This is a genomic window from Haemophilus sp. UMB1048 (assembly GCF_030218125.1).
Classification (GTDB): domain Bacteria; phylum Pseudomonadota; class Gammaproteobacteria; order Enterobacterales; family Pasteurellaceae; genus Haemophilus_D.
The window spans coordinates 1-269 of record NZ_JASOPB010000109.1 but is presented as its reverse complement, the minus strand read 5'-3'; the positions used below and the strand labels follow the sequence as shown (position 1 = coordinate 269).

1 pseudogene is annotated in these 269 nt (G+C 52.4%); it reads left to right on the top strand.

What is annotated here, in order from left to right:
• Positions 1 to 269: pseudogene (locus QP437_RS10090) on the top strand (glutamate synthase small subunit); the annotation flags it as partial.

Sequence of the window (269 nt, the reverse complement as noted above, 5' to 3'; positions counted from 1 at the left end):
CCTGCTGGCACGCCGTCGGGAAATCTTCAGCGCGATGGGGATTCACTTCGAACTCAATTGTGAAGTGGGTAAAGATGTCTCTTTGAATTCGCTTTTGGAACAATACGACGCGGTCTTCGTTGGCGTAGGCAATTACCGTTCCATGAAAGCGGGTTTACCCAATGAAGATGCGCCGGGCGTTTATGACGCGCTGCCGTTCCTCATCGCCAACACTAAACAGGTGATGGGACTCGAAGAGCTACCGGAAGAGCCGTTTATCAATACCGCCG